Origin of the sequence: Streptomyces sp. ITFR-16, from assembly GCF_031844705.1 — a bacterium.
Lineage (GTDB): Bacteria > Actinomycetota > Actinomycetes > Streptomycetales > Streptomycetaceae > Streptomyces.
In genome coordinates this window covers 6,471,967-6,498,808 of record NZ_CP134609.1, presented here as the reverse complement: position 1 = coordinate 6,498,808, position 26,842 = coordinate 6,471,967, and the positions used below count along the sequence as shown (strand labels likewise).

23 protein-coding genes are annotated in these 26,842 nt (G+C 73.7%); 9 read left to right on the top strand and 14 right to left on the bottom strand.

From position 1 onward, the window contains the following. Positions 1–21: 21 nt before the first annotated feature. The 3 genes from RLT58_RS28820 to RLT58_RS28810 form a co-directional block, all read right to left on the bottom strand. On the bottom strand, positions 22–645 hold the full coding sequence (locus RLT58_RS28820; RefSeq protein ID WP_311313281.1) for a TetR/AcrR family transcriptional regulator: 624 nt from the start codon (positions 643–645) through the stop codon (positions 22–24). Between the two features lie 97 nt (positions 646–742). Beyond that, complete coding sequence (locus tag RLT58_RS28815) at positions 743–1,033, bottom strand: YiaA/YiaB family inner membrane protein (protein ID WP_311313280.1); 291 nt, start codon at positions 1,031–1,033, stop codon at positions 743–745. Positions 1,034–1,092: 59 nt separating this feature from the next. Next, positions 1,093–2,244 (bottom strand): acyl-CoA dehydrogenase family protein, encoded by a 1,152-nt coding sequence (locus tag RLT58_RS28810; RefSeq protein WP_311313279.1) that lies wholly within the window; start codon positions 2,242–2,244, stop codon positions 1,093–1,095. A 65-nt stretch (positions 2,245–2,309) separates the two neighbouring features. On the opposite strand from RLT58_RS28810, the gene RLT58_RS28805 reads away from it, so the two are divergent. The 3 genes from RLT58_RS28805 to ppk2 are packed head-to-tail and all read left to right on the top strand — an operon-like array spanning position 2,310 to position 4,868. Continuing rightward, positions 2,310–2,957, top strand: a complete 648-nt coding sequence (locus tag RLT58_RS28805; protein ID WP_311313278.1) for a TetR/AcrR family transcriptional regulator — start codon at positions 2,310–2,312, stop codon at positions 2,955–2,957. A gap of 44 nt (positions 2,958–3,001) precedes the next feature. Beyond that, the gene (locus RLT58_RS28800) at positions 3,002–3,982 is read left to right on the top strand and encodes a DMT family transporter (protein WP_311313277.1); all 981 of its coding nucleotides are present in this window, start codon (positions 3,002–3,004) and stop codon (positions 3,980–3,982) included. Beyond that, a complete protein-coding gene (gene ppk2 / locus RLT58_RS28795; protein WP_311313276.1) occupies positions 3,948–4,868 on the top strand; it encodes a polyphosphate kinase 2 in 921 nt (306 codons plus the stop codon). The genes RLT58_RS28800 and ppk2 overlap by 35 nt, the downstream gene beginning before the upstream one ends. A 13-nt stretch (positions 4,869–4,881) precedes the next feature. On the opposite strand, the gene RLT58_RS28790 is transcribed toward ppk2, so the two are convergent. Beyond that, positions 4,882–5,961, bottom strand: coding sequence for a Zn-dependent alcohol dehydrogenase (locus tag RLT58_RS28790; protein WP_311313275.1), 1,080 nt, complete (start codon positions 5,959–5,961; stop codon positions 4,882–4,884). A gap of 54 nt (positions 5,962–6,015) precedes the next feature. Continuing rightward, positions 6,016–7,410, bottom strand: coding sequence for an aldehyde dehydrogenase family protein (locus tag RLT58_RS28785; protein WP_311313274.1), 1,395 nt, complete (start codon positions 7,408–7,410; stop codon positions 6,016–6,018). Between the two features lie 174 nt (positions 7,411–7,584). Here RLT58_RS28785 and RLT58_RS28780 point away from each other — a divergent pair, with 174 nt between their 5' ends. Next, the gene (locus tag RLT58_RS28780; protein ID WP_311313273.1) at positions 7,585–9,690 is read left to right on the top strand and encodes an ATP-binding protein; all 2,106 of its coding nucleotides are present in this window, start codon (positions 7,585–7,587) and stop codon (positions 9,688–9,690) included. Between the two features lie 71 nt (positions 9,691–9,761). Then, complete coding sequence (locus tag RLT58_RS28775) at positions 9,762–10,943, top strand: hypothetical protein (protein WP_311313272.1); 1,182 nt, start codon at positions 9,762–9,764, stop codon at positions 10,941–10,943. An 88-nt stretch (positions 10,944–11,031) separates the two neighbouring features. On the opposite strand, the gene RLT58_RS28770 is transcribed toward RLT58_RS28775, so the two are convergent. The 6 genes from RLT58_RS28770 to RLT58_RS28745 all read right to left on the bottom strand — a co-directional run bounded on the left by RLT58_RS28770 (position 11,032) and on the right by RLT58_RS28745 (position 19,758). Then, positions 11,032–12,396 carry an ABC transporter ATP-binding protein gene (locus RLT58_RS28770; protein WP_311313271.1) on the bottom strand — a complete coding sequence of 455 codons (1,365 nt, stop codon included), beginning with the start codon at positions 12,394–12,396 and terminating at the stop codon, positions 11,032–11,034. Between the two features lie 132 nt (positions 12,397–12,528). Continuing rightward, complete coding sequence (locus RLT58_RS28765; RefSeq protein ID WP_311313270.1) at positions 12,529–14,808, bottom strand: molybdopterin-dependent oxidoreductase; 2,280 nt, start codon at positions 14,806–14,808, stop codon at positions 12,529–12,531. A 141-nt stretch (positions 14,809–14,949) separates the two neighbouring features. After that, entirely contained in the window at positions 14,950–15,570 is a 621-nt protein-coding gene (locus RLT58_RS28760; protein WP_311313269.1) for a TetR/AcrR family transcriptional regulator, read from the bottom strand. A 41-nt stretch (positions 15,571–15,611) separates the two neighbouring features. Continuing rightward, complete coding sequence (locus RLT58_RS28755; RefSeq protein ID WP_311313268.1) at positions 15,612–16,895, bottom strand: hypothetical protein; 1,284 nt, start codon at positions 16,893–16,895, stop codon at positions 15,612–15,614. Between the two features lie 23 nt (positions 16,896–16,918). After that, positions 16,919–17,683 (bottom strand): cupredoxin domain-containing protein, encoded by a 765-nt coding sequence (locus RLT58_RS28750; RefSeq protein WP_311313267.1) that lies wholly within the window; start codon positions 17,681–17,683, stop codon positions 16,919–16,921. Beyond that, the gene (locus RLT58_RS28745; protein ID WP_311313266.1) at positions 17,680–19,758 is read right to left on the bottom strand and encodes a right-handed parallel beta-helix repeat-containing protein; all 2,079 of its coding nucleotides are present in this window, start codon (positions 19,756–19,758) and stop codon (positions 17,680–17,682) included. Before RLT58_RS28745 ends, RLT58_RS28750 begins: the two co-directional genes overlap by 4 nt. A 143-nt stretch (positions 19,759–19,901) precedes the next feature. Here RLT58_RS28745 and hmgA point away from each other — a divergent pair, with 143 nt between their 5' ends. The 3 genes from hmgA (at position 19,902) to RLT58_RS28730 (ending at position 23,375) form a co-directional block, all read left to right on the top strand. Continuing rightward, positions 19,902–21,230, top strand: a complete 1,329-nt coding sequence (gene hmgA / locus RLT58_RS28740) for a homogentisate 1,2-dioxygenase (RefSeq protein ID WP_311313265.1) — start codon at positions 19,902–19,904, stop codon at positions 21,228–21,230. Positions 21,231–21,258: 28 nt separating this feature from the next. Beyond that, the gene (locus RLT58_RS28735) at positions 21,259–22,059 is read left to right on the top strand and encodes a GntR family transcriptional regulator (RefSeq protein WP_399131693.1); all 801 of its coding nucleotides are present in this window, start codon (positions 21,259–21,261) and stop codon (positions 22,057–22,059) included. 98 nt (positions 22,060–22,157) lie between these two features. Next, positions 22,158–23,375, top strand: a complete 1,218-nt coding sequence (locus tag RLT58_RS28730) for a type ISP restriction/modification enzyme (RefSeq protein WP_311313263.1) — start codon at positions 22,158–22,160, stop codon at positions 23,373–23,375. 41 nt (positions 23,376–23,416) lie between these two features. Here RLT58_RS28730 and RLT58_RS28725 read toward each other — a convergent pair whose 3' ends face one another. The 3 genes from RLT58_RS28725 to RLT58_RS28715 all read right to left on the bottom strand — a co-directional run bounded on the left by RLT58_RS28725 (position 23,417) and on the right by RLT58_RS28715 (position 25,550). Next, a complete protein-coding gene (locus RLT58_RS28725) occupies positions 23,417–24,025 on the bottom strand; it encodes a TetR/AcrR family transcriptional regulator (RefSeq protein WP_311313262.1) in 609 nt (202 codons plus the stop codon). A 174-nt stretch (positions 24,026–24,199) separates the two neighbouring features. Then, positions 24,200–24,463, bottom strand: coding sequence for a hypothetical protein (locus RLT58_RS28720; protein WP_311313261.1), 264 nt, complete (start codon positions 24,461–24,463; stop codon positions 24,200–24,202). A gap of 277 nt (positions 24,464–24,740) precedes the next feature. Continuing rightward, a complete protein-coding gene (locus tag RLT58_RS28715) occupies positions 24,741–25,550 on the bottom strand; it encodes an SGNH/GDSL hydrolase family protein (protein ID WP_311313260.1) in 810 nt (269 codons plus the stop codon). A 181-nt stretch (positions 25,551–25,731) separates the two neighbouring features. On the opposite strand from RLT58_RS28715, the gene RLT58_RS28710 reads away from it, so the two are divergent. Then, positions 25,732–26,835 carry a DUF5925 domain-containing protein gene (locus RLT58_RS28710; protein ID WP_311313259.1) on the top strand — a complete coding sequence of 368 codons (1,104 nt, stop codon included), beginning with the start codon at positions 25,732–25,734 and terminating at the stop codon, positions 26,833–26,835. Positions 26,836–26,842 lie beyond the last annotated feature (7 nt).

Sequence of the window (26,842 nt, the reverse complement as noted above, 5' to 3'; positions counted from 1 at the left end):
AGGGCCGGGGGCGCGGGTGCGTCACCGCTCGGCCGCGACCATCCGCAGCACCAGACCGGCGTAGAGCTCGCCGACCTCGTCGGGCGTCCGGCTGCCCTGGGCGTTGAACCAGCGGGCCACGTCGATGCAGAGCGAGAGCACCGCCAGCGTGGTGCCGGGCACGTCGGGGACGTCGAACTCCCCCGCCGCCACGCCCTCGCCGATGATCCGGCGCACCACCGCGTCGCTCCGGCGGCGCAGCCCGACGATCTCGGTGCGGTGCTCCTCACCGAGGGCGTCGAGCTCGTACTGGACCACCCGGGCGGTGGTGTGCCGCTCGGCGTGCCAGCGGACGAAGCACCGTACGGCGTCGGCGAGCCGCTCGGCGGCCGTGCCCTCACCGTCGGCGGCGGACTCCAGGAGCGCCAGGGCCCGGTCGTGACCGATCCGGCTGATCCGGTGGAGCAGCTCTTCCTTCGTCTTGTAGTGGATGTAGAGCGCGGCGGGGCTCATGCCGGCGCGGCCGGCGATGTCCCGGGTGGTGGTCGCGTGGTACCCGCGCTCGGCGAAGGCGTCGACGGCCGCCACGAGGAGCCGCCGGGCCGCCTCGGGCGTCACTTCGGCCCACGGCGTGTTCTCGCCGTCGGTCTCCTCCGCCGTGCTCATCGTCAGTGGCCCCTCTCGGTCAGCAGGACGAACACCATACCCCGATCCTGAGCAAGCGCTTAGGGCCGGTGCCCGAGGGGTCCGGCAGGTGAGACCGTCAGAGCTTCTGGAAGGGGTCGTGCTCGGCGAGGATCTTCTCCAGCCGGGCCTGGTCGACCCGGCTGACCAGCTGTCCCGCCTCCTGCCTGTCCCTGATGACCTTGGCCAGGGTGAAGCAGGACGTGACGAGGTAGAGGACGCCGATGGCGAGGAATCCGCGCACCCAGGCGTCCGCGTCGAGGGAGTAGATCCCGAGGGCCACCGCACCCATCGCGACCCCGAAGGAGGCGACCGCCTGGCCGTAGAAGGCCGCGGTGTTCTGCTGCTTGACCGATGTCGTGTCACTCATGGGGCCCAGCATCCGGCGGCGTGGCCCACGCCACATCCGTCCGGGTACTCAGGCGGTACTCAGAAGGCGGAGACCCCGGTCAGCGCGCGGCCGATGATCAGCTTCTGGATCTGGCTGGTGCCCTCGTAGAGCGTCATCACACGGGCGTCCCGCAGCAGCTTGCCGACCGGGTACTCGTCGATGTAGCCGTAGCCGCCGTACACCTGGAGCGCGTTGTTGGCGGCGCGGACGGCGGCCTCGGACGCGAACAGCTTCGCCTGGGAGGCGGCGGTGGCGAAGGGCTCGCCCCGGTCGATCAGGTCGGCGACGCGCCAGGTCAGCAGGCGGGCGGCGTCGGTGTCCACGGAGATGTCGCTGATGAGTTCCTGGACGAGCTGGTGGCTCGCGATGGACTTGCCGAACTGCTCGCGCTCGCCCGCGTACCCCACGGCCGCGTCCAGCGCCGCCTGCGCGATGCCGACACAGCCCGCCGCCACCGACATCCGCCCCTTGGCCAGGGCGGACATGGCGATCGAGAAGCCCTTGCCCTCGGGGCCCAGCAGGGCGGAGGCGGGGACGCGGACGTCCTCCAGCGCCAGTTCGGCCGTCGCCTGGCCGCGCAGACCGAGCTTGCCGTGGATGGTGCGGCGGGTGAGGCCGGGGGCGTCGGCGGGGACCAGGAAAGCGGAGATGCCCCTGTGGCCGGGGGTGTCGTTGGTGCGGGCGAACAGGAGCACCACATCGGCCCAGGTGCCGTTGGTGATGAACATCTTGCCGCCGTTGATGACGTAGTCCCCGCCGTCCCGGACCGCCCGCGTCGTCAGGTTGCCGGCGTCCGAGCCGGTGCCGGGTTCGGTCAGCCCGAAGCAGCCGACCGCGTCGCCCGCCGTGAGCCGGGGCAGCCACCGGCGCTTCTGCTCCTCGTCGCCCCACGCGGCAATGGTCTTGGCGACCAGGCCGAGGGAGACCGAGACGATGCCGCGCACCGAGGAGTCGCCGCGCCCCAGCTCCTCGGTCACCAGGCAGTACGCGAGGTGGTCGCCGCCCGAGCCGCCGTACTCCTCCGGGACGGTCAGGCCGAGGAAGCCGAGGGAGCCCAGCTTCTTCACGATCGACCGGTCGACGCTCTCGGCCCGGTCCCACTCCACGACGTGCGGGGCGATGTCGCGGGTGACGAAGTCCCTGGCGAGCTGCCGGACGGCTGCCTGCTCCTCGCTGAGTTCCAGGTTCATCCTCCCGCCCCTTCCTCTAAATTAGCACTGCTAGTTTTATGGCCGCAGGCCCTACTATGTGCCGCATGGCCCGCCCGCGCAAGCCCCTCCTGAGCAGAGACCGCATCGTCGAGACGGCGAGCGCCCTCGTGGACGCCGAGGGGCTCGACGCCGTCTCCACCCGCCGCCTCGCGGCCGAACTCGGGGTCAGCGGGCCCTCGCTCTACAACCACTTCCGCAACAAGGACGAGATCCTGGACGCGGTCGCCGACGCCGTCTCGGCCCAGGTCGATCTGTCGATGTTCGAGGAGTCCGACCCCCGCGACTGGCGCGCCGCCCTGCACGACTGGGCGCTCTCCTACCGCGCGGCACTCACCGAGCACCCGCACATCGTCCCGGTGCTCGCCCAGGGCCCCGGCCGCCGCCCGGCCGGACTGCGGGTCGCCGACGCCGTCTTCGGCGCCATGGTCCGCGCGGGCTGGCCGCCCGCCCAGGCCACGTACATCGGCGCCCTGATGCGCTACTTCATCACCGGCTCCGCGCTCGGCTCCTTCGCCCGGGGCTTCGTGGACGACGAGACGGCGTACGACCCCGCCGACTACCCGCACCTGGGCCAGGCGCACCTGCTGGCCGAGCGCCGCCAGAAGGTCGACGAGGGGGCGTTCGAGACCGGGCTGCGGGCGCTGCTCGACGGGCTCGCGCTTCAGTACGCCCCGCCCGCGCCGGGCCGGTGACTATTCGGTGGGCGCCGAACCTTCCCGGCCGTACGGTCGGGGCCATGACGACGCTCCCCTCCCCTTCCGCCGCCCCGGTCCACCGTGACTGGCGGGCCACCGCCGCCGCCTGCACCACCGTGGTCCTGTGGGCCTCGGCCTTCGTCTCCATCCGCAGCGCGGGCGACGCCTACTCCCCCGGCGCCCTGGCGCTCGGCCGGCTGCTGGCCGGCTCCCTGGCGCTGGGCGCGCTGCTGCTCGTGCGCCGCGAGGGGCTGCCGTCCCGGGCCGCCCGGCCGGGGATCATCTGGTCCGGGCTGCTGTGGTTCGGCCTGTACATGGTGGTGCTGAACTGGGGCGAGCAGCAGGTGGACGCGGGGACGGCCGCGATGGTCGTGAACATCGGGCCCCTGCTGATCGCCCTGCTCGGCGCCCGGCTGCTCGGCGAGGGGCTGCCGCGCCGCCTGGTGCTGGGCATGGCGGTGTCCTTCGCGGGCGCGGCTGTGGTGGGGCTATCCATGTCGGGGCACGGAGGTTCCTCGGTCCTGGGCGTGCTGCTGTGCCTGCTGGCGGCGGTGGCGTACGCGGGCGGGGTGGTCGGCCAGAAGCCGGCGCTGCGGCACGGGTCGGCGCTCCAGATCACCACGTTCGGCTGCCTGGTCGGGACGGTGGCGTGCCTGCCGTTCGCCGGGGCGCTGGTCTCGGACGCCGCCGACGCCCCGCTGTCCGCGACCCTGAACATGGTCTACCTCGGGGTCTTCCCGACCGCGCTGGCCTTCACCACCTGGGCGTACGCCCTCGCCCGCACCACCGCCGGGCGGATGGGCGCCACCACCTACGCGGTCCCGGCGCTCGTGGTGCTGATGTCGTGGCTGCTGCTGGACGAGGTGCCCGCGCTGCTCACCGTCGGCGGCGGGCTGCTTTGCCTGGCCGGGGTGGCGGTCTCCCGGATGCATCCGCAGACTGGTGCGACGCCGAGGAATCCGGCCCCGCCGGTGGAAGGACCCCGTCATGACGCGGAAGACCCGGCAGCGGACCGGAGCTGAGAAGCGCAGGGCCGCGAAGCCCGCCACCCAGGAGCTGGTCAAGCCCGACGGCCGGCCGCGCGACGCCTGGCGCGAGGGCTATCCGTACGACCACAAGCTGAGCCGCAAGGAGTACGACCGGTCCGAGCGGGCGCTCCAGATCGAGCTGCTGAAGCTCCAGCACTGGGTCAAGGAGCACGACGAGCGGCTCGTCATCCTCTTCGAGGGGCGCGACGCCGCCGGCAAGGGCGGCACCATCAAGCGGTTCACCGAGCACCTCAATCCGCGCGGCGCGCGGGTGGTGGCGCTGGAGAAGCCCACCGAGCGCGAACGCACGCAGTGGTACTTCCAGCGGTACGTGGCGCATCTGCCGGCCGCCGGGGAGATCGTGCTCTTCGACCGGTCCTGGTACAACCGGGCCGGGGTGGAGCGGGTCATGGGCTTCTGCTCGACCCGTGAGTACCTGGAGTTCATGCACCAGGCCCCGGGGTTCGAGCGGATGCTCGCCCGGGACGGCATCCATCTGGTGAAGTTCTGGTTCTCCGTCTCGCGCAACGAGCAGCTCAACCGGTTCAGGACCCGGCAGACCGATCCGGTGCGGCAGTGGAAGATCAGCCCCGTCGACCTGGCCTCGCTGGACAAGTGGGACGCGTACACCGAGGCCAAGGAGCTGATGCTCTTCCACACGGACACGGCGGACGCGCCGTGGACCGTGGTGAAGAGCAACGACAAGAAGCGGGCCCGGCTGGAGGCGATCCGGCATGTGCTGCACCGCTTCGACTACCCGGACAAGGACACGTCGGTGGCCGGGGAGCCGGACCCGCTGATCGTGGGCCCGGCCTCCCGGCTCTTCGAGCGGGGCGAGACGGAGGCCCGGCTGCTCACCACCGGCGTCCCCAAGCGCTAGCGGACCACCGGCTCTAGAAGACCACCAGCGCCCGGCCGCCCTTGCCGGCGATCATGTTGTCGAAGGCGGCCGGGATGCCGTCCAGGGCGATCCGTTCGGTGACCATCATGGAGAGGTCGAAGCGGCCCGCCCCGATGTGGCCGGCCAGCACCGGCAGATCGCGGGCCGGGTCGCTGTTGCCGTACACACAGCCCGTCAGGGACCGGCCCCAGTGGAAGAGTTCCAGGGCGTTGAAGGTCACCTGCTGGTCCTTGCCGCCGATGCCGACGACCGTGGTTCGCCCGCCCCGGCGGGTGGACTCCCAGGCGGTACGGATGGTGGCCGCCCGGCCGACGCACTCGACGGCCACGTCCGCGCCCTGGCCGCCGGTGAGCGCCCGGATCTCGCGGGGTGTGGTGGCGGAGGCGACGACGTAGTCGGTGGCCCCGGCCCGGCGGGCCAGCTCCTCCTTCTCCGGGGAGATGTCGACCGCGATGATCTGCGCGGCCCCCGCGATCCGGGCGGCCTGGAGCACGGCGAGGCCGACGCCGCCGATACCGAACACCACGACGGACTCGCCCTCGCGGACCCGGGCGCTGTGGTGGACCGCGCCGTACCCGGTCAGCACCGCGCAGCCGAGCAGGGCCGCGTCGGTGAGCGGGATGCCGTCGGGGGCGGGCAGCACGCAGTTCGCGGCGACCACGGTCTCCTGCGCGAAGGCCGCGACGTTCAGCCCGGGGTGCAGGTCGACGCCGTCGGCGGTGCGGGCGTGGAGGTCGGCCGCGCCGGCCAGGGCGCGGGCGCAGAGCCAGACCTCGCCGATCCCGCAGTGGTGGCAGTTCCCGCAGGACGGCGCCCAGTTGAGCACCACCCCGTCGCCGGGGACGACATGCGTGACGCCCTCGCCGACCGCGACGACGGTACCGGCGCCCTCGTGGCCGAGGACGGCCGGCACGGGCACCCGCATCGTGCCGTTGGACAGCGAGAGGTCGGAGTGGCAGACCCCGGCGGCGGCGAGACGGACGCGCACCCGGCCGGGGCCGGGCTCCGGCAGGGTGATGTCGGTGATCTCCAGCGGAGCTCCGACGGCGGACAGTACGGCGGCGCGGACCACGGACTGGCTCCTTGCTGATCGGGGGTGCGGGCTCGGGAACGGAGGGGAACGGGCTCAGAACTGGAGGGACTTGGTCTGGAGGTACTCGGCCAGGCCGTGCGAGCCGAGTTCGCGCCCGACGCCGGACTGCTTGTAGCCGCCGAACGGGGCGAGCGGGTTGAAGCGGCCGCCGTTGATGTCGACCTGGCCGGTGTCCATCCGGCGGGCGAACGCGACGGCCTGTGCGTCGTCGGCGGCCCAGACGGCGCCCGCGAGTCCGTACACCGTGCCGTTGGCGATGCGCAGCGCGTCCGCCTCGTCCTCGTACTTCAGGACCGAGACGACGGGGCCGAAGATCTCCTCCTGGGCGATGGCCATCTCCGGGGTGACATCGGCGAAGACCGTGGGACTGACGTAGTACCCGGTCGGGAGCGGTGCCTCGGGGCCGCCGGCCACGATCCGGGCGCCCTCCTCGACGCCCTTCTCGATGTAACCGCGCACCCGGTCCCGCTGCTTGGCGTTGACGAGCGGGCCGACCCGCTCGCCGGGTACGTACTTGGCGACGGCGGCGGCCGCGAGGGCGACGGCCTCCTCGTACCGTTCGGCGTCGACCAGCATCCGGGTCCAGGCGCTGCACGTCTGGCCGGAGTTGGACATCACGTTGGCGATGCCGACGTTGACCGCCTTGGCCAGATCGGCGCCCGGCAGGATGACGTTGGCGGACTTGCCGCCGAGTTCCAGGGCCACGCGCTTGACCGCGCCGCCCGCGGCGGCGCCGATCCGCTTGCCGACGGCGGTGGAACCGGTGAAGGAGACCAGGTCGACGTCCTCGTGCTCGGCGAGGGCCTGCCCGGCGACCGGGCCGAGGCCGGTGACCAGGTTGAAGACGCCGGCGGGCAGCCCGGCCTCCTCGGTGGCCTCGGCGAAGAGCTGCGCGGTGAGCGGGGTGTCCTCGGCGGGCTTGAGGACGACCGTGCAGCCGGCGGCGAGCGCGGGGGCGACCTTGGCGACGATCTGGTGCAGCGGGTAGTTCCACGGGGTGATCGCGCCGACCACGCCGACCGGCTCCAGGAACACGGTGGAGTTGCCGTGCCGCTCCTCGAAGGCGTAGGAGGCGGCGAGTTCGGCGTAGGAGCCGGCGACCAGGACCGGGACGCCCGCGTGCACGGCCTGCGACAGCGGCAGCGGTGAGCCCAGCTCGGCGGTGACCGTCTCGGCGATCTCGTCCTTGCGGGCGGCCAGCACGTCGCGCAGCGCGCCGATCAGGGCGGCGCGCCCGGCGGGCGGGGTGGCGGCCCAGCCGGGGAAGGCGGCGCGCGCGGCCCGTACCGCGGCGTCGACGTCCTGCGCCGTACCGGCCGGGACCCTGGCGATGACCTGCTCGTCCGCCGGGTTCACCACCGCGATCGTGTCCGCTGCGGCGGCGGGCCGCCATGCGCCGCCGATGTACATCCCGTCATGGGCCTTCATGGCTGTTCCTCCCGGACGCGGTGACGGACGGTGTCGTCCGCACCCCAAACTAGCGCTGTTAGTTTTCGGACGCCAGAGACGCCGGTCACGCCGGAGACCGCCGTCCCGCCCGGTGCCGTCATCCGTTCGGGAGCCTGCCACTTGTCCGAATCCGCGCGTTAAAGTGACGCCCTGATGGGCACAGGCGCGACGGACCACGGCACGCACACCGGGCCGCCGCTGCTGCGGCTGCACCTTTTCGGCGGGTTCCGGGTGACCCGTGACGGGGGCCCGGCCCTGGCCGAGCGGTGGCCGCGCCCCAGCGCCCGGGCCCTGGTCAAGCTGCTCGCCGTCTCCCCCGGCCACAGCCTCCACCGCGAACAGGCGATGGAGATCTGCTGGCCCGGCGCCGACCCGCAGGCCGCACTCGGCAGCCTCCGGGTCGCCCTGCACGCCGCCCGTCGCGCCATCGAGCCCGAGCTCGCACCCCGCGCCTCCTCGTCCTATCTGACCGGCGAGGGCACCCTGCTGCGGCTCGACCCGGCGACCGTCGTGATCGACGCGGACGAGGCGGAGGAGCTGGCCACGCGTGCGCTGGCCGAGGGCGGCACCGCGCCGCTGGCCGCAGCGCTTGCCGCGTTCACCGGCGAACTGCTGCCCGAGGACCGCTACGCCGCCTGGGCCGAGACCCGGCGCGCCCAGCTGGCCGCCCTGCACGACCGGGTGCGGCTCGCCCTGGCCGAGGCCCATCTCGCGGAGGGCGGGAACGAAAGCGCCACCGAGGTGGCGCTGCACGCGCTGACCAGCGCCCCGGCGGAGGAGCGGGCCCACCGGGTGGTCATCGAGGCCTGTCTGCGCCAGGGGCTGCGGCGGCAGGCCGTGCGCCAGTACCACCTGTGCCGCGAGGCCCTCGACGCCGAACTCGGCGTACGGCCCGGCCCGGAGACCGAGCGGCTGCACCTGCTGGCGCTCGACGCCGCCGCAGCGGTGCTGCCCGCCTCCGCCTCCCCCGTGCTGCCCGCCGCGATCCGCGCACCGGCGGGCTCCCCGCTGCGCGGCCGGGACGAGGCGCTGCGGGCCCTGCTCGCGGAGGGCGGCCCGCCGGTGCGGCTGGTCGGCGGCGAGGCGGGGGTGGGCAAGACCCGGCTGACGACCGAGGCGGCGCGCAGGGCCGCCTCGGCGGGCACCACCGTGCTGTGGGGCGCGGGTCATGACGCGGAGGGGCACACCCCGTACGGCGTGTTCGTGGAGGCGCTGGACGCCTGGCTGGCCGACCGGCCGCCGGCGGAGCGGGCCCGGATCGGCGGCGAGTACCCCGAACTCGCCGCGCTGCTGCCGTCGCTGGGGCAGATCGGGGCCGGCCGGGAGCGCAGCCCGGAGGAGGAGCGCGACCGGTTCTTCCGGGGCACGGCCGGGCTGCTCGGCGATCTCGCGGCCTCCTCCCCGGTCCTGCTGGTCCTGGACGACCTGCACGCGGCGGACACCGGGTCGTACCAGCTGCTCAGCCATCTGGCCCGGCGGGCGGCGGCCGGCGCTACGGGGTGGCGTTTCCTGGTCACCTACCGGGCGGAGGAGTTCGACGCGGGCGACCCGCGCCGCGCCGCGCTGGAGGCCCTGGTGCACGGGAGGCTCGCCGAGCCCGTCGAGCTGGGACGGCTGGACCGGGACCAGTGCCTGGCCGTCGCGCGGGACGCCGGGGCGCTCACCGGGCTCGACCGGGTGTGGGAACTGTCCCTGGGCAACCCGCTGTTCGCCCTGGAGCTGGCGCGTACGGTCCACGAGGGGGCGGACCCCGGGGCCCCGGGCGCGCCGGAGGGGGTGCGTCAGCTGGTGGCGGCGCGGCTGGCCCGGCTGGGTCCGGCGGCCCGGCGGGTGGTCGAGGCGATCTCGGTGACCGGGGGCAGCGCGGCGCTCACGGAGATCCTGGACGTGGCCGGGCAGGGCCTGCATCCGCCGCTCTCACCGGCCGAGGCGGCCGACGCCGTGGACGCGGCGGTGACGGCGTCCCTGGTGACCGAGCGGCCGGTGGTGGCGGGCGGCCGCTCGCTGCCCGGGCTCGCCTTCCGCCATCCGCTGGTGCGGCTGACCTGCTACGACGGCCTGTCCACGGCCCGGCGCCGGCAGCTGCACTCGGCGTACGCGGAGGCGGTGCTGCGCCACCGGCCCGACGCGGTCGACACCCTGGCCACCCAGCTGGCCCGGGCCGACGACCCCGGGCGACCGGCTATCTGCGCCGGGCGGCCGAGCGCGCCGCCGCCCTCTGCGCCAACGACACGGCGGACCGCTACTACGCCGAGCTGACGGCGCGGCTGGACGCGTCCGCCGCCGAGGCGGCCCGGGCCAGGATCGACCGGGGCGCGGTGCTGCGCCGGATGGCCCGCTACGAGGACGCCGCCACCGTGCTGCGCGAGGCGCTGGACGACATGGTGCGGCGGGGCGACGCGGACGGCCAGGTGCTGGCGGCGGCCCGGCTGAGCGACGTGCTGATGAAGTACTGCGGGACCGAGGAGGGCGAGGCGCTGCTGCGGGCCCATCCGCCGGGTCCTGACACCCCGGCACTGGCCGTGGCGACCCACCATCTGGCGGCCGGGAGCCTGCGGTTCGTGACCGGGCGCTACGAGGAGGCGCACGCCTCGGCCCGGATCGCGCAGGAGGCCGCGGACACTGTCCCGGGCGGCGAGCGCAGGGGGCTGCTCGCCCGCTCGCTGGGGATGCGGGCGACCTCGCTGGCCCTGGCCGGCCGGTTCGACCTGGCCCGGCCCGCCGCCGAGCGGGCACTGCCGCACGCGGAGGCGTACGGGGACCAGGAGCTGCTGGTGACCACGCTGTCCGTGCTGCGCGAGCACGCCCGCAGGTCGGGGCGGCTCGCCGAAGCGGTCTCCACCGGGCGGCGGGCGCTCAGGCTCGCCGAGCACACCGGCGATCCGACGGCCGTCGCCTTCGAGCGTGCCAATCTCGCCGAACTGCATCTGCTGCTCCGGGAGTTCGCCGAGGCGCGGGAGCACGCCGAGGCCGCCGCGCGGGAGGGCGGGTCGCAGCGCAGCTGGTGCACCCCCTACGCGCTCGCGGCGCTCGCCCGGGTCCGCGTCCGCACCGGCGAGGCGGGCGCCGGCGAGCTGCTGGACCGGGCCGGACGGGCCGCCGAGGCGCAGGCGGACCGGCAGGCGCTGCACGAGGTACGCACCGCACAGGCCGAACTGCTGGTCCGCGAGGGCAGGCCGGCCGGGGCCCTGGACCTGCTGGGCCGGGACAGCGGCCCGGGCACGGCCCATCTGGTGGCCTGGGCGGAGCTGCACGCGGGCCGTCCGGAGGCCGCCGTGCGCCGCGCGGCCGAGGAGATCCGGCGCGCCGGGCAGGTCGGCGAACGGCTCGCCGAGACCGAGGCGCGCACGGTGCTCGGGGCCGCGCTCGCGGCGTGCGGGCGACGGCAGGCGGCCGACGAGGAGTTCGGCCGGGCGGCGGCACTGGCGGCCGAACTCCCATATCCGGCCGGGTCGTTCCGCGTGGAGCAGGCGCGCGCACAGGCGGGCCCGGTCCTGCCCGGCGCGCCCTAGGCCCCCGGAAGGGCGCGCCCAGGGCGTGTCGTCGAACTGGCGTCGCTGCCCGAAGGGCGGCCGGGCGGCGTCAGTTCGACGACACGCCCTACACGTCCAGACCCGGCACGTCCTTGGGCAGCGGGCAGATCCGGCGGCCCTGGTGGTCGAAGACGTACAGATGCGCCAGGTCGACCAGGAGCGGGACCTGCCCTCCGGTGCGCAGCCGCATGTCGGGGCCGGTGCGGACGACGAGGTCGCTGGAGGTGACGGCGGGGCGGTCGGGGCTGCGCACGCCCGGCGGCAGCGCCTCGGGGCCCGGTTCGTCCAGGACGACGACATGGCCGGATCCCGGGGCATGGCCGATGGCGCGCTCCTTGATGCGCTCCAGCACTCCGACCCCGCCCTGGGCGGCGCGGCGTCTGCGGACGGTGCCGCGTTCGGTGCGGGCCGACTCCAGCTCCGGCACCACGGCGGGCTGCGAGCCGGTGTTGAGGTGGACCAGCGCCTCGTGGCCCTGGTACTCGACGTGCTCGACGATGCCGCTGAGGGCGACCTCGCCGGGGCGTGCCTGGCTGGGCGGGGCGATGCGGACCGCCTCGGAGCGCAGTCCCACGATGATCCGGCGGCCCTGCTGGATGCGGAGCAACTGGTGGTCGGGGCTGAGGGGTTCGGGCAGCGGGAGCCGCTGACGGCCGAGGTCGATGGACATCCGCCCCTCCAGCGGGGCGTGCACGACGGCCTGGAGCAGATTGATCCTGGGGGTGCCGATGAACGCGGCGACGAATACGTTCTCCGGCAGGGCGTAGACCTCGCGCGGCGGGCTGACCTGCTGGAGCACTCCGCCGCGCATCACGGCGACCCGGTGGCCCAGCGACATCGCCTCGGCCTGGTCGTGGGTCACATAGACCGTGGTGACGCCGAGTTCCTTGGTGAGCTGGGATATCTCGGCGCGCAGATGGTTGCGGAGCTTGGCGTCGAGGTTGGAGAGCGGCTCGTCCATCAGGAAGGCGGACGGCCGGCGGGAGATGGCCCGGCCCATCGCGACCCGCTGGCGCTCGCCGCCGGAGAGCTGGCCGGGCAGCCGGTCGAGGACGCTCTCGATGCCGAGCATCCTGGCCGTGCTCTCGATGCGCTCGGTGTGGTCCTGGCGCGGGTTCTCCAGCTTCAGCGGGAAGCCGATGTTGGCCCGGTTGGTCATGGTCGGGTAGAGCGCGAAGTTCTGGAAGACCATGGCCATCCCGCGTTCGCGGGGCGTCAGGTGGTTGGCCGGTTCACCGTCGAGCAGGATCTCGCCGTCGGTGACGTCCTCCAGTCCGGCGATCATGCGCAGCACGGTCGACTTGCCGCAGCCGGAGGGGCCCAGCAGGACGACGAACTCGCCCGGGTCGATGGAGAGCGAGAGACGGTCGACGGCGCGCGAGGACCGCCCGTACGCCTTGCTGACATTGTGCAGAGTGATGGCGCGAGTCATGTGGTTCCGCCCGGAATGATGGTGGTGGAGCGGTGGGGAGCGGCTGCAGTGGCCTGAAATTAACCCACTGCGCGGGGTGTGGGAATGACTCGCGCAAAGGTTGCGCGCCCTGAGGTTGCCGGGCCGGAAGTGTCAGGTGTGGTTCCGGTCCGTTCCGGCGCGTGCGGGGACGGTCACGGTGACGGGGACGCCGTTGAGCACGGCGGTGCCGGAGAGCGGGTCGAGGCGGCTGCCGTCGAGGAGCTGGTTGACGTTGACGCCGGGCCGGGCGGCGGCGACGGCCATCCGGGTCCCGGGGCGGTCGTGCCCCCAGCCGTGCGGGAGGCTCACCACTCCGGTCCGTACCCCGTCGGTGATCTCGACCGGGACGGTCAGCGCGCCGCCGTCTGCCGTGACGGTCGCGTCGGCGCCGTCGGCGAGGCCGATGCGGGCCGCGTCCTCCGGGTGCATCTGGAGGGTGCAGATGTTGGAACCCCCTGCGAGCGAGGCGACGTTGTGCATCCAGCTGTTGTTGGAGCGCAGATGGCGGCGGCCGATGAGCACGAGCGCGTCGGGCTCCCGGCGGGTGTCGAGGGCGCGGCGCAGGCGCGGCAGGTCGGCGGCGATCGGCGCGGGGAACAGCTCGACGCGCCCGCTGCGGGTGGTGAGGACCTCCGGGACGCGCGGGGCAAGGGGGCCGAGGTCGGTGCCGTGCGGGTGGTCCAGCAGCCGGTCCAGGGTGAGGCCTTCGGGGTCGGTGCCGAAGCCTTCGCCGTACGGGCCGAGCCTGAGCATCAGGTCGAGACGGCGTTCCGGTCCGGTGCGGCCGGTGAGGGCCGCGGCGAGGGCGGCGGGGTCGCGGCCGTGCACGGGCGAGAGCGGATCGGCGACGGCCTTGCCGAGGGCCCTTTCGATGATCATGCCGTCCACGGCTTCCGGCTCCGCGCCGTGCATCCCGGAGACGGCGAGGACGAGCCGGGCGAGGATCTCGCTCTCGTCCATCCGGCCGGGCTCCAGCGGGACGGCGGGGCGGGTGTAGCGGACCTGGTTGCGGACGGCGAGGGCGTTGAACGCGAAGTCGAAGTGGGCGCTCTGCGAGGGCGGCGGCGGGGGCAGCACGACATCGGCATGGCGCGAGGTCTCGTTGAGGTACGGGTCGACGCTGACCATGAAGTCGAGCCCGTCGGCCAGGGCCCGGTCGAGCCGGTCGCCGTCGGGCGCGGAGAGCACGGGGTTGGCGGCCAGCACGATCAGGGCGCGGATCCGGTCCTGTCCCGGGGTCGCTATCTCCTCGGCCAGTGCGGAGATGGGCAGTTCGCCCTTGGCCTCGGGGTGCCCGGAGACGCGGCTCGTCCAGCGCCCGAGGGCGAAGCCCCTGCCGGGGGCGGCGGGGCGGGGCGCGCGGGCGGTCGCGGAGAGCGGGAAGAGGGCGCCGCCGGGCCGGTCGAGGTTGCCGGTGAGGATGTTGAGGACGTCGACGAGCCAGCTGGCGAGGGTGCCGTGCTCGACGGTGCAGCTGCCGATGCGGCCGTAGACGGCGGCGGTGGGGGCGGCCGCGAGTTCCCGGGCGAGGGTGCGGATGGTCGCGGCGTCCACGTCACAGGCGGCGGCCACCGCCTCGGGCGTGAAGTCCCGTACGGCTTCGGCGACTTCGTCGGTTCCCTGGAGGTGTTCCGTGAGCGTCCCGGGGTCGGCGAGTTTCTCCTCGAACAGGACGTGCGTCATCGCGGCGAGCAGCAGGGCGTCGGTCCCGGGCCGGATGGCGAGGTGCCGGTCGGCGAGGCGGGCGGTGCGGGTGCGGCGGGGGTCGACGACGGTGAGGGTGCCGCCGCGCCGGCGCAGCGCTCTGAGCCGGCCGGGGAAGTCGGGGGCGGTGCAGAGGCTGCCGTTGGAGTCGAGCGGGTTCGCGCCGAGCAGCAGGAGGTGGTCGGTGCGGTCGAGGTCAGGTACGGGGATGGTGTTGGGGTCGCCGAAGAGCAGCCCGCTGGAGACGTGCTTGGGCATCTGGTCGAGGGTGCTGGCGGTGAACAGGGCCCGGGTCCGCAGGGCCCCGAGCAGGGCGGACGGGTAGAGCGCCCCGGCCATGGTGTGGACGTTGGGGTTGCCGAGCACGACGCCGGCGGCGTGCGGTCCGTGCTCGCTCAGTACGGCCGGCAGGGTGCGGGCGATCGCGTCGAACGCCTCGTCCCAGCTCGCCTCCGTCAGCACGCCGTTCTTGCGGACGAGTGGGGTGCGCAGCCGGTCGGGGTCCTCGTCGAGCCCGCCGAAGGACGCGCCCTTGGGGCAGATGAAGCCCTTGCTGAACACGTCGTCCCGGTCGCCGCGCGCACCGGTGACCCTGGTCCCCTCGATGGTGAGGACGAGCCCGCAGGTGGCCTCGCAGAGGGGGCAGATGCGCGGGGCGGTGCGGGAACTGCTGGAGTCGTGCGGCATGGGCCCTCCCCGGGGCGGCAGCGGCGGCGCGCGTACGCCGGCGAGCGGCGCGCGACAGGCACGGCCGAGCATACCGACCGGTACGCATGGTGGGGAGGTGTCGTGGGCGGTACGTTGCCGGGCCGGTACCCCCCCCCGCAGTCAGTCCAGCACCCTCGCGAGATAGGCCTGGATCAGGATCCGGGTCTCGGCCACGAGCGCGTCGTCGCCGGCCGGGTCGCTGCGGAAGGCGAGTTTGAGCAGGGCGTCGGCGGCCTCCACGCAGACCAGGATGGTGCGGGGGAGATCCGCGTCGGCTGCGTGGCCCAGATGGCCGGAGAGCAGTTCGGTGAGGCGGCCCGCGACCCGCTGGTTGGCGTCGTCGGCCGGGTCCTCGTCGGGGGCGGGGGCCCCGAAGTCGACCAGGGCGAAGCCCGGGACGGTGCGCTTCATCGCCAGGTACTCGTCGAGCACGGCGTCGATCGCCGCACGCCAGTCGGCGGTCTCGATGGCGGCCAGGCGGCCCGTGATGCGTTCGGCGTAGCTGTCCAGGTTGCGGCGGGCGAGGGCGTCGGCCAGGGCCCGCTTGTTGGAGAAGAACCGGTAGACGGAGCCGATGGGGACCTCGGCGCGCAGCGCCACGGCGCGGGTGGAGAGCTGTTCGTAGCCGGTCTCGTCGAGGAGTTCGGCGCAGGCGTCGAGTATCCGGGCGAGGCGTTCGGCGCTGCGCTGCTGCACCGGGGTGCGGCGGAGATTCGTGTTCGCATGGGGCACGGGTTCCATGATGCCGTGGGCCTCCTCTGCGGGGCGCGGGGCGCTCGCGGTCAGGCGATGAGCAGGGACAGCCCGCCGACGGTGTACGCGATCATCAGCGTCAGCAGCGGGAGCTGGCCGGCGACGGCGCGTCCGGGCGGCAGGAGCCGGACGGAGCGGTCGTGCGCGGCGACGACCCCGAGGACGTGTCCGAGGACGATCGCGGTGACCTGGAGGGTGGCGATGCCGCCCGGCCCCAGGGGCGGTCCGGGCGCGGCGGGGCGGTCGGCGCCGAGCGCCAGGGCGAGTGTGCGCGGGCCCTCGGTGGCCAGGAGCGTGAAGTAGTGGGCGACGAGGTAGCCGAGCGCGATCGGGACGAGCGAGTGCGCGAAGGCGGTCAGCGGGTGCGGCAGCCGGCCGGCGAAGAGCCGGGTGGCCGCGGCGCAGAGCGCGTAGAGGCCGGCGACGAGGGCGACGGCGCCGAGGAGTCCGAGGGTGGCGGTGGTGGTGCGGCCCAGGGACGAGGTCTGGACGGTGGTGATCCAGGAGGGGGCGTCGGAGAAGCCGTCGTACGCGGTGGAGCCGAGCATCACGCAGACGGTGGCGACGAGTCCGGGGAGCTGGGGCGTGGCGTCGAGCCCGTTGAACGGGGAGCGCAGGACGAGCCGGCGGTCGGCCGGGCGGCGGCCGAGCGGGGAGAGCCGGGCGAGGAGGCCCGAGTACACCTCGAAGGCGTCGGCGTGGTCGAACCAGCGGGCCCCGTACCGGGCTGCGCCGGTGAGGTGGACGAGGGCGTACGGGCCGAGGAAGAGCAGCAGGGCGGTGGGCGACGCGGGGTCGGGGGCGACGAGTTCGAGCCAGGTGAAGGCGAGCAGCCCGGCCGCCGCCGGCCACATTCCCGGGCGCGGGGGCAGGGGCCGGCCGGCCCGGGGGTCGCGCCGCAGCACCCGGCAGCCGAGCAGGTGCAGGGTGCGCAGGGGGTTGAGCAGCCGCCAGACCGGCCCGAACAGCAGCGAGGCCGGGACGAGGCCGACCCACAGCAGTACGTAGACCGCGCCCGGAGCCGGATTGCGCTCGGGACCGGCCGGGCCCAGCAGCAGGCTCCCCACGACGAGGAGCGCGGCGGCCAGGCCGAGCGCGCGGGCGCAGACGCGGGTGGCCCGGGCGTCGGCCAGGCGCTGGACGGCCGCGGGCAGCGCCCGGCCCGCCCGGTCGCCCCGGAAGCGGGAGGCGGACCAGAGCAGGCCGAGCGCGAGGAAGGAGACGAAGAGCGCGGCGAAGGCCCCCGCGAAGGCGTAGAACGGCGAGAGCGGCAGATCGTGCCGGGCCCCGATGCCGTGCGCGAGGACGCTCATGGGCCCGGGTGCGGCAACGGGCGTCACCGTACGACGAGTTGGGTCAGGAGCAGGTCGGACCCGTGGGTCTCGACCTCGAAGAGCCCGGTGCGGTCGGCGGTGAAGGTGAGGGTGACGGTCCGCCCCGCGGGCAGGTGCGCCTCCTTGTCGTAGCCGTGGACGTGCAGGGTGTCGTCGCGGTCGCTGCGGACGAGGAGACGCACGGTGCTCCCCCTGTCGACCTCGGTGCGTCCCGGCGCCGGGCTCACCTTTCCGTCCCGGACGGCGATCTCCACGGTGGTGCCGCCGGTGAGCGCGGTGGTGGCCTGGACCGGGGCGGAGCCGACGGCCCAGGCGGTGTGGTCGTCGGCGTAGAGGCGGGCGGTGAGGCGGGTGCCGCCCCCGGCGCCGCGGACGAGCGCTTCGGGGAGGTGGAACCAGGCGCCGTAGACACGGGCGAGGGGGTGGCCGTCGAGCAGGAGCCGGGCGTGGCCGCGCCCGAGGAGGGCGGCGCCGCCCACGCTGTCCGGGGTGAACCGGAAGTTGCGTACCGAGAGATGGACGTTCCAGCCGTCCTGCGAGTCGGCCCGGACCTCGAGGGACACCTCGGGGGCGCCCTCGGCGGCGACCCGGCGCAGCCGGTGGCCGTCCCCGTCGTCGGCGGCCAGCAGCCGGCCGTTGTCGCCGGTGGCCTGCTCATGGCCGGTGCCGGGCTTGTGGTGGGTGGTGGCGCGCCCGCCGCAGCCGCCCGCGCCGAGCGCGAGGGCGGCTGCGGTGAGCAGGGCGAGCGCGGTACGGGCGGGGTTCATGAGGTCTCCCCTTCCTGGGCGGCGGCCGGTTCGGGGGCCCGGTCAGGTCCGGGTACGGGCTCCGCTTCCGTATCCCGTTCCGCTTCCGCGTGGCGGGCGGCGGCCACCACGGCCCACACCACCCAGACCAGGCCGAGCAGTCCCCGCGCCCAGGCCGGGCCGAGCGGGATCCACGGGATCATGAACACGCCCTTGTCCAGCGCGTCGAGCAGGGTCAGCGCGCCCAGCGCCACCGTGGTCCAGCCCAGCACCGGCCGCTGCCGCCGCAGCGCCACACCGGTCCCGGTCCACCAGAGCCCGGTCAGCAGCAGGGCGACGGCGGGCACATAGGTGGCGGCCAGCCCCATGGTCGACCCGGCGACGTCCAGGGCGAGACCGGCGGCCCCGAGGACGGCGGCCGCCGCGGCGAGCCTGCTGGTGCGCAGGGTCCGCCACCACAGCACCCCGCCGACGAGCACCAGCACCACCGCGATGCCGAGGGCCAGCTGCACCTCGATGCGCTCGATGCCCCGGACCCCGTACCAGTCGCAGCCGGCCGGCAGCCGGCGCGCCTGCACGTTGTAGTCGGCGCAGACCAGCAGCTGGGCGAGCTTGACGGGTTCGCCGGCCAGCCGGTCGGTGCCGCCGGTGACCTCGCCCCGCTGCGCGCCGCAGACGGGCAGGGAGCGGGGGGTGGACGGGCCGGTGTCCGACTGCCAGCAGTTGCCGTCGCCCTGGCCGTCCCACCACACGTCGGTGCGGTTGGGCCGGGACCGGCCCTCCTTGTCGGTGCCGAGGTGGTTGCCCGCGTACCGGTTGTGGTGGGAGGTGTCGGTCTGCTTGCCGAGGGCGTTCTCGCCCCGGATGAAGGCGGGGACGGCGCTCAGGAAGAAGGCGGCGCGCCGCTGGGCGTAGATCCAGTTGTCCTCGTAGATGTTCCAGTTGCCGCCCGCGGTGATGATGCCGGAGCCCGGCGGCATGGAGATCTGCGGGCAGACCACGCCGTCCTCGTAGCCGCGCTCGACGGGCGGCTTGGCGCAGGTGCCGTCGGCGACGTACGGGTAGTAGTCGGCGTTGTTGTCGTGGATCAGGTTGCGTGCGAAGCGGGCGTGGTTCTGCGGGAGGCCGGGGTGGCCGGGGAAGGCGCTGTCCATCGAGGCGCCGCCCATGTTGTGGTCGAACTCGTTGTCGTGGACGTAGACGCTGTCGCCGGCCGTGCCGGAGTAGCCGACCATGTTGTGGTGGCTGCGGCAGCCGGTGATCTCGATCGAGTAGCGCGGGACGTCGTAGCCGTAGCCGTCGTTGATGTCGGAGGCGCTGCCGGGGTAGATGCCGGAGTCGCCGTTGCCGTACGACTCGCAGTTCTTGTACAGGCCGTGGTCACTGGCGAAGGTCAGGAAGCCGTACTCGTCGTTCCACCGGGTCAGCACGTCGTCGATGACGAAGCCGTCCTGCGCCAGGATGTAGAGCGAGTTGAAAGTGGTGCGCTGGGCGGTGAAGTTCTTGAAGTAGACGCCGTCGGAGCCGTCCGCCCGGATCGCGTTGAGCTTCTGGTACTTGGCGTCGATGACGACGTCCGTGCGCGCGGCTCCGGTGCCCTCGATCTGGAGGTCTTTCTTGCCGAGGATCGCCACCAGGTTCTGGTTGTGCGGGCACTTCGCCTGCTGGGCGTAGCTCAGGATCTGGTAGCCGAGCTGCGAGTCGGGAGCCTTCAGCCGGGCGCACTCCCCCGCCGGCGCCGGCAGCGAGGGCTCCTCCTCGTAGAGGCCGGGCAGGACCGCGATGTTCTTCCCGGGTCCGTCGACCGCGTCGACGGCCTGCTGGAGATGGCGGTAGCCGGACGTCCGGCACCGGTCGAACAGCTTCAGGTTCCTGGTGCGCAGGGCGTCCGGGAAGCCGGATATCCGGCGTTCGAAGTCGGCCCGGTCGGTCTTGCAGACCAGCAGATCGGGCTCGCCCGCGCGGTACTCGGGGACGCTGCCCTTCCCGTCGGGCAGGGTGACGGGCCGTTCCTCGTGCGCCCGGGCGGCCGGGGCCGCGAGCAGGGCGGCCGCGAGCGCCGCCAGGACCACCAGAACTCTTCGTGTCCACGACATGTGGCGGAGAGTAGAGCATTGTTCAGCTTTTTGAACCCCCCGTGCGGCACGAATGCCGTTGACTCTCCCTGCTTCCATTCCTACGGTTGTCCATAGGATTTCTTCTGGATCTCTTCAGGGTTTCTTCGGCACCGGGAGCGCACATGAGCGGCATCGAGCAGGCGAGGAAGACGGCCGAAGGGCTGGAGTACTCCGCCGGTTTCGGCAATCAGCACAGCTCGGAGGCGGTGCCGGGCGCGCTGCCGCACGGCCGCAACTCACCGCAGCGCGCCCCCCTGGGGCTCTACGCGGAACAGCTGAGCGGCTCGGCGTTCACCGAGCCCCGCGCCCGCAACCACCGCTCCTGGCTCTACCGGATCCGCCCCTCGGCGGCTCATCCGCCGTTCGTGCGCGTCGACAACGGCGCCCTGCGCACCGCCCCGTTCACCGAGACCGTCCCCGACCCCAACCGGCTGCGCTGGGACCCGCTCCCGGTACCCGCGCCCGGTACGGACTTCCTCGCCGGTCTGTGGACCCTCGGCGGCAACGGCGACGCCGCGCAGCGCACGGGCATGGCCGTGCACCTCTACCACGCCAACGCCGCCATGACGGACCGGGTGTTCAGCGACAGCGACGGCGAGCTGCTGATCGTTCCTCAGCACGGCGGCCTGCTGCTGCGCACCGAACTGGGCCTGCTGCGCGCCGAACCGGGCCATGTCGCGCTGATCCCGCGCGGCGTCCGCTTCCGGGTCGAGCTGCTCGACGACACCGCGAGCGGATACGTCTGCGAGAACTACGGGCAGCCCTTCACCCTCCCGGACCTGGGCCCGATCGGCGCCAACGGCCTGGCCAACGCCCGGGACTTCCTGGCACCGCTCGCGGCGTACGAGGACGTGGAGCGCCCGGTCGAGGTGGTCAACAAGTACTGCGGCAACCTCTGGTCGGCGACGTACGACCACTCCCCGCTCGATGTGGTCGCCTGGCACGGCAACCACACGCCGTACGTCTACGACCTGCACCGCTTCAATGTCATCGGCTCGATCAGCTACGACCACCCGGACCCGTCGATCTTCACGGTGCTGACCTCCCCGTCCGACACCCCCGGCCTGGCCGGGGTCGACTTCGTGGTGTTCGCGCCGCGCTGGCTGGTCGGCGAGGACACCTTCCGGCCGCCGTACTTCCACCGCAATGTGATGAGCGAGTACATGGGCCTGATCGAGGGCGCGTACGACGCGAAGACGGCCGGCAAGGGCGGTTTCGTGCCCGGCGGCGGCTCGCTGCACAACATGATGTCGGCGCACGGCCCGGACCGGGAGACCTTCGAGCGGGCGAGCGCCGCCGAGCTGAAGCCGCAGAAGATCGACGACGGCCTCGCCTTCATGTTCGAGACCCGCTGGCCGGTCACCGCGACCGGGCAGGCGGCGACGGCCGGCCATCTCCAGCACGGCTACGACGACGTGTGGCAGGGTCTGACCCGCAACTTCCGGCCGTGACGGGCGCCGCGCGAGCCGGCGACGACGAATGCAGGTGACCCCCGTGTCGCAGACCCCTCTGAAGCCCCCCGCGTCCCGGGGGACCGCCTTCGCGCCCGACTCGCTGGTCCTGAACCGCAAGCTGCCGCTGTGGTACCAGGTCTCGCAGTCGCTGCGGGCCTCCATACTGGGCCGGTCGCCGGACGCCACGCTGCGGCTGCCGACCGAGGAGCAGCTCGCCGCCCACTACGGCGTCAGCGTCCTGACCATGCGCCAGGCGCTCAAGGAGCTGGAGACGGAGGGGCTGATCAGCCGGCACCGGCGGCGCGGCACGTTCATCGAGCCGCGCGCCCGCCGGGTCTCGCCGGTGCGGCTGCTCGGTTCGATCGACGCGATCGTCGCCCAGCAGTCGGGCGAGCGCACCACCCTGCTCGACCACGGTCCGGTGCCCGTGCCCGGTGATGTCGCGGAGTACTTCCCCGGCTGCGACCGGGTCACCGGCTACCGCAGGCTCCGGTGCGACGAGGCGGACGGCGAGCCGACCAACTGGGCGCAGAACTGGGTCCGTCCGGAGGTCGCCGCCGATCTCGACGTGGCCGACCTCGACCGCTGGCCGATGACCAAGGTGCTGCGCGACCGCGTCGGCGTCCCGATCGCCCGGATCACCGACACGGTCGAGGCCCGCCTCGCGGACCCGGCCACCGCCGAGCTGCTCCGGGTCCCGCTGCTCAGCCCGATCCTGTACTACACGGGCGTGACGTACGACGAGAGCGGCCGGGTGGTCGACGTGGCGCAGATCCGCTACCGGGGCGACCGGTTCTCCTTCTCGGTCACCGTGGAGGCGCACTGACCGGGGCGGGCTCCCGGCAGGCGCCCTGACGCGGCGCCCGGCGGCGCCGTTACGATGCCGGGGAAGGCGGCGGACGTGGCGACGGGGAGGACGACACGGTGGCAGCACCGGCAGCGGCCGGCTCCGGCGGGAGCCCGCGCAGCCCGCTCCTCGACGACCTCATGCCCTGGTCGGTACGGCCGCTGAGGACCGGCCGCCCCTGGGTGACCGCCCCGGACGCGGCGTCGCTCAGGGCCCGCTGGGAGCGGCTGGTCGGGGCCTCGGGCGAGGAGCGCGAGCAACTGTTCGCCCCGACCCGCGCCCGGACGCAGCAGACCCCGGTGGCCGCCCTGCCGGGGCAGCACGGCGCCACCGGCCGGTTCGCCCGCGAGACGGGGCCCTGCCCGGAGCCGGTTCGGATCCTGCACGGCCCGTTCGACGAGCAGTGGCTGCTCCCCGACCACCGGCTGATCGACGTGGCCCGGCCGGAGCTGTGGCGGGTCGCCGACGGGCACCAGCTCTTCGCCGTCGAGCACGGCCCGGTCCCCCGGGATCCGGGCCCCGCCGTCTCGGTGACCGCGCTGCTCCCCGACGGCCACTCCCCCGCGGGCCGCCCCGGCCGCGTCCGGCCGCTGTACCGGCGGCCCGGCGGCCTCGAACCCAATCTCTCCCCCGGGCTGCTCGCCCTGCTGCGTGCCCGGCACGGCGAATCGGTCGGCGCCGAGTCCGTGCTCGCGTGGATCCTCGCGGCGGGCCGCCCCTCGCCCGCCGGCTGTGAGGTGCCGCTGCCGGCGGACACCGCGCGCTGGTCGGCGGGGGTGGAGCTGGGGCGGGAGCTGCTGCGGCTCCAGCTGCGCGGGGCGCGCGGCGGGGAGCGCCCCCGGCTGCCGGGCGGGCGGCGCCCCTATGTGCGGGCCGCCGTGCCCCCGGCTCCGGCCTCCCTGGCGTACGACCCCGAGGAGCGGGCGCTGACCCTCGGCTCGGGGCGCATCTCGCCCGTGCCGGAGGGGGCGTGGGAGTTCCGGGTGAGCGGGGTGCGGATGCTGGAGCTGTGGTTCGAGCGCCGCACGGCGGTGCCCGGGACGGACGGCCTGGAGTCCGTGCGCCCGCGCGTCTGGCCGCAGGAGTGGACCTCGGAGCTGCTGGAGCTGATCACGCTGCTGGCCCTGCTCGCCGAGCTGCGGCCCGCGCAGGACGCGCTGGCGGACGGCCCGGAGATCGGCGCGGACGAGCTGCGGGCGGCGGGCGTGCTGCCGGTGGCGGACGCGGCGCGGCGGCCCGCGTCCGTGCTCGACCACCAGGAGGAGGGCCCGGACGGGCAGTTCGCCCTGCTGTGACGGGCGCGCCGGGGCGTGCCCGGGAGCGGGTACGGCGGGGCTCAGCCGGGCAGGGCGGCGGGGCGGTCCAGGGCGCCCAGCAGGGAGACGAAGCTCGACTCCAGGAAGGCGCCGAGTTCACCGAGGGCGTCCGGTCCCTCCGTGGGCCAGCTGGTGACGGCCTCCTCGGCGAAGGCCATCCAGGCCCGGGCGGCGACGAGCAGCCGGGGCGAGTCCGGCATCCCGAGCCGCCGCTGCCCCTCCTCCACGCGCCGGGCCAGGGTGTGGCGGGTCGCCTCGACGATGTCCTCGACGACGGGGTGGCTGCCGGCGGCGCCCCGGACGAGGGCGAGGTAGACCTTGCGGTGCTCCGTGACGTACGCCGCGAATCCGGCGATGAAGGCGCGCAGCCAGGCGACGGGCTCCAGGGAGGCGTCCGGCTCGGTCGCGTCGGCGAAGTCGTCGCACTCCTGCTGCACCACGGAGCGGTAGAAGTCGCGCTTGGAGTCGAAGTAGTGGAAGAGCAGGCCCCGGGAGATGCCGGCGCGGCGCGCCACGTCATCGGTGGACAGCTCGTCCAGGGACCGCTCGGCGAGCATGTCCACGCCAATAGCGACCAGCTGCGCCCTCCGCTCGTCGGGGCTCAGGCGCGCGGCTCGCTTCTCGGGCATGCGGACAGTGTAGAAGTACTTCGGAGCCGAATTACCTCGGCACCCATATCGGCGCACATACTCACGAGATCATCACCGCACCCGACGGGCGCGGACATGGCGACGCGCCGCTGCCGGCTCCGGGGATGACGGAAGAGCGGGCAGCAGCGCGGTGCCGGGACCGGGGTCGTCGGGTCAGCGGCGGCTGCCGAAGAGCGAGCGTCGCAGCCGACGCAGCGGCGCGAAGAGCGAGACCCGCGCACTCTTGCTGCGGCGGGTGTGCGCGGCGTCGCGCGAGGTCAGCTCGCGCATCAGCAGCGTCGCTTCCGCGGACTCGCGCTGCGGGACGACAGGGCCGCCCAGCACCGCCAGATGGCGGTCGAGGCGCGTACTGGTCGCACCGCTCCCGCATGTAATGGCAGGCACACGCGGCCTGCTGCGCACCGTTATCTGTTCCATGTCACTCCCCACCCGTACGAGGGCACCCGGCCCGGGCAGGTTAACCCTATCCCCCCGCGAGGACATGCGTGTATCCCGGGAGCGGGATTGAGCACACACATACGGAGGTTGACGACAGGTACCCGAAGATGCCCGATTCCAGGGCGAGTTGGACACAACGCCCGAGGTCGCGCCGGCCCCGCGCGGACAGGGGCCGTCCACCGGAAGGAGGCCCCGGCCTGCGGGACCTCCCCCGTGACGGGCATTGCGACGGAGTGCCGGGCCGGATCGGCGCCGGTCAGTCGAGCGCGTCGAGCACCGGCAGATAGCCACCGGACTGGCCGGCGGCGAAGGGGTGGTACGACTCGCCGATGTTGAGCAGATTGAGGCTGTGCAGCCAAGCGCTTCCCGAGCAGATCTCGTGCCCGGTGAACTTCCCGGCCACATCACCGAACGTGAAGCCGTGGTCGGCCGCCCGCTTGGCGGTGGCCGCGTTGAGGTAGTCGGAGGCGCCGTTGATGGCGGTGCGCACCTTGTCGCTCAGACCGACGACACAGCTGCCGCCGATCTTGTAGAAGCGGGGGTAGCCGAGGACGACGACATGGGCGGACGGGGCCTTGGCGTGGATCGCCGAGTACACCGAGTCGAGCTTGCCGGGCAGGGTGGTGTCGACATAACTGCGGGCGGTGGCGATGCGGTTGAGGCAGGTGGCCTCCGACTGGAGGACACAGGTGGTCATGACGTCGGCGAACCCGGCGTCGTTGCCGCCGATGGAGATCGAGACGAGGTCGGTCGAGGAGTTCAGCGGGCCGAGCTGATTGGCGGTCACATCGCCGGTGCGCGCGCCCGAGCAGGCGGTGAAGGCGAACGAGGCGGGCGAGTGGGCGGCGGCCCAGAGCGAGGGGTAGGCCAGGGTGCTGCGCTTGCAGTCCCCGCTGGAGCTGATGTAACTGCCGGAGCCGACACCCGAGGAGTAGGAGTCCCCGAGGGCGACGTAGTCGACGGCCTGGACGGACGATGCGGCGTTCGCGGTGGCTGCCCCGGTCAGGGCGATGACGGCGCCGAGCAGGAGCGAGGACGAGAACGCCACGAGTCTGGACATTTTCATAGAACCTCCCATGGACCGACCGACAGGATCTCTGCCACGTCCGTGGTAGCAGCAACGACAGCACTTCCGGAAGTGTCCATGCCAAGTCCATCGGATGAGCTTTTACCGCCGTCACCCTGACGGCGGGTCATGTGACGAAACCTGGGTGCGCCGGATGTCCTCGTGCCGGATCATGGGCGCCATGTCTGCCAACCCCGAGTCCGCGCTGCCGATCCGGCTCACCGTCGACGACAGCGATTCGCCGTCGGACGTCGTCGACGCGCTGTTCCTCGGCCGTTTCGCGACGGGCGAGCAGCCGTACTCGCACAGCTCCTCCCTCGACCGGGTCAGGGCGGGGGCCAGCCTGCTGCCGCCGGCCGCGACGGTGCTGCGCGCCGCGCGCGACGACGACCGCAGCGCCACGCTCGCCGAGGGCGAGGGCTGGACCCTGCTCGTCTCCCGCTGGAACCGGGGCGCCGATGTCACGGTCACCGCGACCAGCTCCGAACTGGCCGAAAAGGTCCTCAAGGAGGCCACGGACGGCGCCCAGGACGAACCGGAGCCGCAGCCGGACAACGTGACGATGGGCTTCTGGTACGTCTCACCGCGCCGCGGTCCGTACCGCACGACGCGTCAGATCGCGGCCGGTACGTGGGACGAGGTGCGCGCCAACTACACCGCGCCGGTGGCCGATGCCATGGACCGGCTGATGAAGGTCACCCCGGACGACATCGCCGGCCGGCTGCTCCTGCTGCACGGCCCGCCCGGCACGGGCAAGACCTCGGCGCTGCGCACACTGGCCCGGTCCTGGCGGGACTGGTGCCAGGTGGACTGCGTGCTCGACCCCGAGCGGCTGTTCAACGACGTCGGCTATCTGATGGACATCGCGATCGGCGAGGACGACGGCAGCGCGAAGGGCCGCTGGCGGCTGCTGCTCCTGGAGGACTGCGACGAGCTGATCCGCGGCGAGGCCAGGCACACGGCGGGCCAGGCGCTGTCCCGGCTGCTGAACCTCACGGACGGGCTGCTCGGACAGGGCCGCAATGTGCTGGTCGGGGTGACCACCAACGAGGACCTGGAGCGGCTGCACCCGGCGGTCGTCCGGCCCGGCCGCTGTCTGGCCCGCATCGAGGTGGGCCCGCTGACCCGCAAGGAGTCGGTGTCCTGGCTGGGCACGGACGAGGGCCTGGGCCGGGACACCACCCAGGGCACGACCCTGGCCGAACTCTTCGCCCTCCGCCGGGGCACGACCCCGGCCTCGGTCCCCAAACAGGACACGGGCACGGACGCGGGCCTGTACCTCTGAGCCCGGC

Excerpts from the sequence above, each read along its gene's own strand:
- RLT58_RS28800 (WP_311313277.1), top strand. The coding sequence starts at position 3,002 with ATGACGACGCTCCCCTCCCCTTCCGCCGCCCCGGTCCACCGTGACTGG.
- RLT58_RS28810 (WP_311313279.1), bottom strand. The coding sequence starts at position 2,244 with ATGAACCTGGAACTCAGCGAGGAGCAGGCAGCCGTCCGGCAGCTCGCC.
- RLT58_RS28785 (WP_311313274.1), bottom strand. The coding sequence starts at position 7,410 with ATGAAGGCCCATGACGGGATGTACATCGGCGGCGCATGGCGGCCCGCC.
- RLT58_RS28780 (WP_311313273.1), top strand. The coding sequence starts at position 7,585 with ATGGGCACAGGCGCGACGGACCACGGCACGCACACCGGGCCGCCGCTG.
- RLT58_RS28765 (WP_311313270.1), bottom strand. The coding sequence starts at position 14,808 with ATGCCGCACGACTCCAGCAGTTCCCGCACCGCCCCGCGCATCTGCCCC.
- RLT58_RS28755 (WP_311313268.1), bottom strand. The coding sequence starts at position 16,895 with ATGAGCGTCCTCGCGCACGGCATCGGGGCCCGGCACGATCTGCCGCTC.
- RLT58_RS28805 (WP_311313278.1), top strand. The coding sequence starts at position 2,310 with ATGGCCCGCCCGCGCAAGCCCCTCCTGAGCAGAGACCGCATCGTCGAG.
- RLT58_RS28815 (WP_311313280.1), bottom strand. The coding sequence starts at position 1,033 with ATGAGTGACACGACATCGGTCAAGCAGCAGAACACCGCGGCCTTCTAC.
- hmgA (WP_311313265.1), top strand. The coding sequence starts at position 19,902 with ATGAGCGGCATCGAGCAGGCGAGGAAGACGGCCGAAGGGCTGGAGTAC.
- RLT58_RS28745 (WP_311313266.1), bottom strand. The coding sequence starts at position 19,758 with ATGTCGTGGACACGAAGAGTTCTGGTGGTCCTGGCGGCGCTCGCGGCC.
- RLT58_RS28715 (WP_311313260.1), bottom strand. The coding sequence starts at position 25,550 with ATGAAAATGTCCAGACTCGTGGCGTTCTCGTCCTCGCTCCTGCTCGGC.
- RLT58_RS28735 (WP_399131693.1), top strand. The coding sequence starts at position 21,259 with ATGCAGGTGACCCCCGTGTCGCAGACCCCTCTGAAGCCCCCCGCGTCC.
- ppk2 (WP_311313276.1), top strand. The coding sequence starts at position 3,948 with ATGACGCGGAAGACCCGGCAGCGGACCGGAGCTGAGAAGCGCAGGGCC.
- RLT58_RS28720 (WP_311313261.1), bottom strand. The coding sequence starts at position 24,463 with ATGGAACAGATAACGGTGCGCAGCAGGCCGCGTGTGCCTGCCATTACA.
- RLT58_RS28725 (WP_311313262.1), bottom strand. The coding sequence starts at position 24,025 with ATGCCCGAGAAGCGAGCCGCGCGCCTGAGCCCCGACGAGCGGAGGGCG.
- RLT58_RS28775 (WP_311313272.1), top strand. The coding sequence starts at position 9,762 with ATGGCCCGCTACGAGGACGCCGCCACCGTGCTGCGCGAGGCGCTGGAC.
- RLT58_RS28770 (WP_311313271.1), bottom strand. The coding sequence starts at position 12,396 with ATGACTCGCGCCATCACTCTGCACAATGTCAGCAAGGCGTACGGGCGG.
- RLT58_RS28750 (WP_311313267.1), bottom strand. The coding sequence starts at position 17,683 with ATGAACCCCGCCCGTACCGCGCTCGCCCTGCTCACCGCAGCCGCCCTC.
- RLT58_RS28820 (WP_311313281.1), bottom strand. The coding sequence starts at position 645 with ATGAGCACGGCGGAGGAGACCGACGGCGAGAACACGCCGTGGGCCGAA.
- RLT58_RS28710 (WP_311313259.1), top strand. The coding sequence starts at position 25,732 with ATGTCTGCCAACCCCGAGTCCGCGCTGCCGATCCGGCTCACCGTCGAC.
- RLT58_RS28760 (WP_311313269.1), bottom strand. The coding sequence starts at position 15,570 with ATGGAACCCGTGCCCCATGCGAACACGAATCTCCGCCGCACCCCGGTG.